Origin of the sequence: Flavobacterium sp. (genome assembly GCF_044361065.1) — a bacterium.
GTDB lineage: Bacteria > Bacteroidota > Bacteroidia > Flavobacteriales > Flavobacteriaceae > Flavobacterium.
Map to the genome: position 1 here is coordinate 1 of NZ_JBIKJI010000123.1, position 6,657 is coordinate 6,657.

7 protein-coding genes and 1 pseudogene are annotated in these 6,657 nt (G+C 33.4%); all 8 read left to right on the top strand.

Annotation, left to right across the window (positions count from 1 at the left end; genetic code table 11):
- The first annotated feature begins 291 nt into the window (after window positions 1–291).
- Window positions 292–915, top strand: a complete 624-nt coding sequence (locus ACIQ11_RS07910; protein ID WP_396154121.1) for a hypothetical protein — start codon at window positions 292–294, stop codon at window positions 913–915.
- A gap of 10 nt (window positions 916–925) precedes the next feature.
- The gene (locus ACIQ11_RS07915) at window positions 926–1,426 is read left to right on the top strand and encodes a Pycsar system effector family protein (protein WP_396154122.1); all 501 of its coding nucleotides are present in this window, start codon (window positions 926–928) and stop codon (window positions 1,424–1,426) included.
- A complete protein-coding gene (locus ACIQ11_RS07920; RefSeq protein ID WP_396154123.1) occupies window positions 1,426–2,151 on the top strand; it encodes an adenylate/guanylate cyclase domain-containing protein in 726 nt (241 codons plus the stop codon). The genes ACIQ11_RS07915 and ACIQ11_RS07920 overlap by 1 nt, the downstream gene beginning before the upstream one ends.
- Window positions 2,152–2,349: 198 nt before the next feature.
- Window positions 2,350–3,216, top strand: coding sequence for a toll/interleukin-1 receptor domain-containing protein (locus ACIQ11_RS07925; RefSeq protein WP_396154124.1), 867 nt, complete (start codon window positions 2,350–2,352; stop codon window positions 3,214–3,216).
- Window positions 3,217–3,411: 195 nt separating this feature from the next.
- Window positions 3,412–4,359: an alpha/beta hydrolase family esterase gene (locus ACIQ11_RS07930; protein WP_396154125.1), complete on the top strand. Its 948-nt coding sequence runs from the start codon at window positions 3,412–3,414 to the stop codon at window positions 4,357–4,359.
- 230 nt (window positions 4,360–4,589) lie between these two features.
- Complete coding sequence (locus ACIQ11_RS07935) at window positions 4,590–5,702, top strand: alpha/beta hydrolase (protein ID WP_396154126.1); 1,113 nt, start codon at window positions 4,590–4,592, stop codon at window positions 5,700–5,702.
- A gap of 56 nt (window positions 5,703–5,758) precedes the next feature.
- Window positions 5,759–6,160, top strand: a complete 402-nt coding sequence (locus tag ACIQ11_RS07940) for a hypothetical protein (protein WP_396154127.1) — start codon at window positions 5,759–5,761, stop codon at window positions 6,158–6,160.
- Window positions 6,161–6,466: 306 nt separating this feature from the next.
- Window positions 6,467–6,657: pseudogene (locus ACIQ11_RS07945) on the top strand (hypothetical protein); the annotation flags it as partial.

A 6,657-nucleotide genomic window follows, 5' to 3' on the forward strand; every position in this document is an offset into this window, starting at 1 on the left:
ATTGAAATAAATCGAAAAAAAATATACCAATTGTGAAAATGGTATTATAATTGCCTATAATAACAAATTAAAATTATTACGCAAAACAATTAGTTTGAAAAAATCAAATTGTAAAAGTACGCAATTATTTATATTTTTCAACTATTATATTTACGCAATATTTTTTAATTCACATACCTTTGAATATCAAATAATTAATAAGAAGATAAAAATTTTTTCAGCATTTTAATTTTTTTGTTTTAATTTCGTACTTTATTAAGTTACCTGCAAGCTTAAAAAACGACACCAAGAATGGACACTTTAGTAACAAATGGACAAACAGATACAATAATGGAATGGCTAAAAATATTATTACCACTTCTCGGAGGTGGTGCAGTTGGAGCAATTATTACAATGATAGTAACAACTTATCGGAACAAGATACAATCAGTTGGACATAAAATTCAAATTGACAAAATATTTTATCCTGATGCTATCTCGAATACTGAAATTACAAAAATCACATTTTCTGGAGCGACACAAACCTATCATTTTGACAACCTTTTCATTGCGACAGTATTATTAACGAATAGCGGTAATAAAGACATTGAGAAATTCATTTGTGGCATCACATTACCTGAAAACATAAAGGTTGTAAAAATTGAGACTGTACCTCAAGATAGACACCACACTGTATTATTAAAAAGTGATATTAAATTTGATAACACGTCTAGTGAAATCGATTTTGAATTGATACCATTCAACAGAAAAGACGCTTATGAAATAAAGTTATATCTAACAATTAGTAAAGATACATTAGAGTTAGCTGATATAAAATTAGGCTCACCTCATCCTATCAAATTTGTTGCAATGAATTCAGAACTCATTTGGAATAGTGCAAAGAAGGTGATGGAAATTACAATTGGACATTATTAATTCAAATACTATGGACGACAACAGAAAAACAGACTTAGCATTCAAGCTGCTTGACAATGTGCAAAACCTCATAAAGTTTGCAGACACTAAAATCAATGTATTGCTTATAATTAGCGGTGTGACAACAACATTCATATTAACCAATTTTCAAGGACTTTTTGATTTATGCCTTATTTCTAAAATCATACTTGGACTGTTTTTCGTTTCATTTTTGATATTTATTGTTTTTTCGATTTTGACGATTTCACCAAGAAAGGACAATCATACAGGCAATTCAGTATCTAAGACAATTTATTTTGAACATATTGCTTCAAGAGTTGAAGTAAAAGATTTTATTAGTGACTATACAAAATTGGACGAACCTGGTTTCCAATCTGACCTTCTTTATCAAGTTTTTGAAAACTCAAAAATAGCGGATAAGAAATTTAAGTTTTACAAGAAAAGCCTTATTGCATTGCAAGTGCAATTATTATTTTTCTTTGCTTTAGTAATAATCAAATTTTTCGCATAATGACAAGTAAAGAAATACAAGACAAAGTTGATGCCGTTCTTAAAGAACAGTTCACTCAATATGATATTGATGAAATACCAGATATTGAAAATAAACCGGACAGCCGACTTACTCACGGAAACTCTGGATTTTTAGGTGAGTTTACGTTTTTATATGTTGATATGCGAGGCTCTTCTTCATTCACAGACGTACATCGTTTGCAGACTATAACGAAAATTTATAAAGCTTACCATCACTGTATGGTTGAGTGTATAAAAACTTTCGGTGGACAAGTGAGGAGTTTTGACGGAGACAGAGTTCTTGCAATTTTTGCGGGAAGTAGTAAACTTAATAGTGCAATTAATTGTGCTATGAAAATGGTTGGTTGTCGTTATGATATTCTACAACCCAAAATTAAAGCAGCCTTATCTAATGACAAATTTTCTCTTGGAGTTGGTATTGCGACTGGGACAGCAATGGTTTCAAAAGCTGGTGTTGGATACGACAAAAACACAAGGGACTTAATTTGGATTGGCGACCCACCAAATTTAGGATCTAAGCTAAGTGATGAAGCAGATAGCCCCTATTCTATTTATATATGCAAAACATCATTCGAAAAACTAAGAGAAGAGAACAGATACACGACAAAAGATGGCATAAAGACAGATATGTGGACAAAAACGAATTTCACTTTTAAAAACAAACCAATTGAAATTTATAAAACGGGATATTATCGTTCACTTTGACAGAAAGCCAGCAGGTAACACGGGTTTGGCAAAAGTGGCGGTTCAGTGCTCCGCAGACACATTTGTGGTTAATCAAACATTGGTTCTCCGCAATACCATTTGTGGTGAAAATCGCCACCTTCGCCAAGCCCGAAAACGTTAGCGGTCATTGTAAACCGACACGAACAGAAAACGAAAAATTAAAAATAACAAACAAATATGGCGTCAAAAGTATTTATAAGTTGGAGTGGTGAATTAAGTAAAAAACTAGCAGAAGAAGTTAGACTTTGGCTTCCAGGAGTTTTGCAATTTGTGAAACCATATTTTACACCTAATGACATAGAGAAAGGAACTCGGTGGTCAACAGAAATAGCAAATGAATTAGAAAGTTCTAATGCTGGTATTATATGTTTAACAAAAGACAATATTACAAAGCCTTGGATTTTATTTGAAGCAGGTGCATTATCAAAGAACTTTGGAAAAGCAAATGTTTGTACAATTTTATTTAATTTAGACAATGCAGACTTAACAGGTCCTTTAACAAGTTTTCAAGCAACTAGGTTTGATAAAACTGACTTCAAAAAACTTTTAACAACAATAAACAATACAGGTTCTGAATCTAAATTAGAATCAGCAGTTTTAAATGATGTATTTGAAATGTGGTGGCCAAAATTAGAACTAAAAATAAATGAAATATTAAAAAATCACGTTGAAGAGAATAACAATAGTAATGTAAGGACTGAAAGAGATATTCTAGAAGAAGTTTTAGAATTGACAAGAATTAACTCAAAACGTTTGCCAAGACGTGGAGAAGTTTCAAGAGGAACAATTCACCGACTAATTGAAACAATACAAGAAATGCAGTTTAGAATGATGAAGTATGGTGGTAAAGAAAGTATGATGTTTATGGAGGAGTTAAGCAGACCAATAAAAGATTTATGTATGGAGCTAGATTCCCCTGAATTATATGATAGGTTTATGATGAACGACAAAAGGATGATGATAGAAAGAGATATGGACAGATTACGAGAACGAGAAATGATTACAAAAGCAGAAATGGAAGCAATTGGAATAAAGAAAAAATAAACAACGAACCGCTAACAAGGGTTTGCCAAAAGTGGGGCTGAAGTGCTTCATTCAACATTTGTGCTTCTAATGAGCATTAGTGCTAAATTGAAACTTCGTGCTTCTAATCCCCCACCTTCGGCAAGCCCCAAACCGTTAGTGGCAATTAAACCAAACGACACGTAAAACGTCTAAAAGAGATAAATTAAAATAAAAATGAGACAAATAATTTTACTTACGACATTTCTGATTACACTTATTTCGTGTAACAAAGATGACAATCCAACAACACCTACTGACAAAGCAAGTGAACAAAAAACAGTGAACCTTACAGTTGACGGAAACGCAAGAAGTTTTATTGTATATCTACCAACAGGTTACAACAACGCTGGAAAAATGCCAATGATTTTTGCAATTCATGGAGGAAGTGGAACACCAGAAGGAATGATAAACATTGCTAATTTCAAAACTATCGCTGACAGAGACAAAGTTGTATTGGTTTATCCTGCTGGAATTCAAAATAATTGGAACGATGGAAGACCGACAACACCAAATCAATTAGGAATTAACGATGTGAGTTTTTTCAACCAAATGTGTGATTATATGATTGCAAATAATTCGGTTGACGGAACAAAAATCTATGCAACAGGAATTTCTAATGGTGGTTTTATGTCTTCACGTTTGGGCTGTGAATTAAGTAATAGAATAGCCGCTATTGCTGTTGATGCTGCCACAATTGAAGCAACTACGATTGCAACAAGTTGTAATCCGGGTAGACCAGTTCCTGCAATTTATATACACGGAACAACCGACCCACTTGTTCCATTCACAGGTGGACAAATGACCGCAGGTGGTACAGCAGGAGGAACTGTTTTGTCTCATTTTCAAGCCATAGACAAATGGGTAACAATTAATGGTTGTAACACAACACCAACAATAACAGACTTACCAGACATTTCAAATGACGGAACAACGATAAAACAAAGAGTCTATTCTAACGGAACAAACGGAAGTGAAGTAGTGAGTTACGTAGTTTTGAATGGCGGACATACTTGGCCACAAGGTTATCAATATTTAAATGAAGCCATTATTGGAAAGACAAGTCAAGATATGAATGCTTGTGAAGTAATTTGGACATTTTTTAAACGATTTAAACGACAATAAAAATTAACTGCCACTAACAGCTAGGGTTTATTCATCTCTCTAAATTTATTTTAAAGGAATTCCTATTTTGCTTCGCAGGACCTCCTCCTCGGTTCGTCTCCTCTCAAACCGAAATTTAAAAAATGGAGTAGCTTGTAGAAATTGAAAAAAAGCTAAAATAGTAAATATAAAATTCATGCACGTAATATGGAAAATAATATTTTTGCATCAAAAATAAAAAAGGTACGAAAATGTTTCGTGGGGACACGAACCAACTCGGTGGAAAATATGCTTACTGCACTAAAAAAATAACCATGACAAAAAAAGTAGTTATCTTTGCTTTTATAGTTTTCGGTCTTCAAAAAGTTAAGGCTCAAAACTCGGATTTACAAACAATAAATACAGAAACGGTCATGAAAAAATATCAATCAAACACGGCTTGGAAAGAAATAAACGCTATGCTTCCTTCGGATTTTCAAATCAAAGAAACCCATCTTCCACTTGAAGAATCATGGGATTGGAAAGGAAACAAAATGCATCTTGACCGCTATCCAAATCCAAATTCCGAATATCGGATTTTTCTGCATCACGGCGTAGGTACAAACGGCAGACAAATGAATATGATTTTGGGGCACAAGTTGGCCGAATTGGGCTATGATGTCGTTGCGATAGATAACTTGGGCTATGGAATGACCGAAGTCCATCAAAAGGATATTACTTATGATCATTGGGTGCATTGCTTTGCGGACTTTGTGAATGCAGAAACGAAACGGGATTACAAAAAACCAGTGCTTTACGGACTCAGTGCTGGGGGTATGATTTGCTACAATTCCGCTTGTTTTATGGACGAAGTTCATGGTATTGTGGGAATGTGTTTTCTGAAAAATGACAACAAATTGGTAGGAAGAAAAACGGCAAAATTCGGTTGGTCCAATTGGTTTGCATTTCCTATGATGGGCTTATTAAACAAAATTGGGTTCAAACGAATCCGGTTACCAATGAAATTCGTTTCTAAAATGAATCTTCTGGTAAATAATAAAAAAGCGTTATCCATTTTACTGAAAGACAACGCATCGGCAGGCGCAAGCGTTCAACTTCAATTTTTGTATGACTATACGCATTACAAATTACCTATTCCGGTTACCGCATTTGACAAATGTCCTATTCTTTTAACACAACCCGAAAAAGATGATTGGACACCGTTGTATTTAAGTGAAATTTCAATGGAAGGAATTAAAGCGCCGTTCACCATAAAAATGCTAAAAGATGGCGGACACTACCCAATGGAAGAAACCGCATTAAAGCAATTACAGCAATACGTTGACGAGTTTATAAAGTCGCTAGATAAAAATACTCGCCAGTAATGAATAAATTAACAACTGCTCTATTTTCCGAGCTTAACTATAATTAAAAACGGAATATGAATTTTATTTCAAAATACGCAATTAAGGCATTTTTAGGATTGCTGCTGGCTGTAATCCTATTTCATATTTGTATTATTTTAAAAATTATTCCTTATGACATAACTTGGGGTGGAAGACTTACAAATGATGCAGAAATGTATGTTTTTGAAACAATATCAATTCTTATAAATGTGTTTTTATCTTGGGTATTGTTAATGAAAGGCAACCTCGTTAAATTCAAATTATCAAACAAAGTAGTAAATGGAATATTGTGGATTTTCTTTGCCATTTTTATTTTGAATACCATTGGGAACCTTTTTGCAAAAACTTTTTTTGAGAAATTTTTCGCAATATTAACAGGTCTATCTGCAATATTAATTTGGAATATCCTAAAAGAGAAAAAAACAACGAATCGTTAATACGGGTTTGGAGAAAGTGGCGGTTCGGTGTTCTGCAGATGCCGCACGTGTGGGATGGTTCATCAAAATTTGGTTCTCCGCATCAATTTGCTCGTGATAGATGCTGAAAATCCGACCATCGCCAATAGTTTACCTCCTGCTTTTCTTTGAAAAAAAATAATTATTTATAAATTCATTTCTTATGTCTATCTTTGCATTTAATAATTGATATATTTATTTTAACTGCCAAGCGGCAAAACGGTAGCAGCCTTTCTCGTATTAAAAAATTAAGATACACCATCGCATATTTTGAATTAAAACATCCATATGGACTTAGCCAAAATCTTGGAAAAACTTTATCAAAAACTTCTTTCAAAAGAAACTAAAGAAAATAGTGAACGAGTTATCTTATGGATTGCTTTGGGGAGTTTTATCATACACTTATTGATTATTGGATTGATACATTTTAATGTAATAACCGTTAATGAACCATCAAACTTATTAAAAAATCCTATTGC

Bases quoted from the DNA above. Each gene is read 5' to 3' on its own strand.
- ACIQ11_RS07910 (WP_396154121.1), top strand. From the start codon at position 292: ATGGACACTTTAGTAACAAATGGACAAACAGATACAATAATGGAATGG.
- ACIQ11_RS07935 (WP_396154126.1), top strand. From the start codon at position 4,590: ATGTTTCGTGGGGACACGAACCAACTCGGTGGAAAATATGCTTACTGC.
- ACIQ11_RS07920 (WP_396154123.1), top strand. From the start codon at position 1,426: ATGACAAGTAAAGAAATACAAGACAAAGTTGATGCCGTTCTTAAAGAA.
- ACIQ11_RS07940 (WP_396154127.1), top strand. From the start codon at position 5,759: ATGAATTTTATTTCAAAATACGCAATTAAGGCATTTTTAGGATTGCTG.
- ACIQ11_RS07925 (WP_396154124.1), top strand. From the start codon at position 2,350: ATGGCGTCAAAAGTATTTATAAGTTGGAGTGGTGAATTAAGTAAAAAA.
- ACIQ11_RS07930 (WP_396154125.1), top strand. From the start codon at position 3,412: ATGAGACAAATAATTTTACTTACGACATTTCTGATTACACTTATTTCG.
- ACIQ11_RS07915 (WP_396154122.1), top strand. From the start codon at position 926: ATGGACGACAACAGAAAAACAGACTTAGCATTCAAGCTGCTTGACAAT.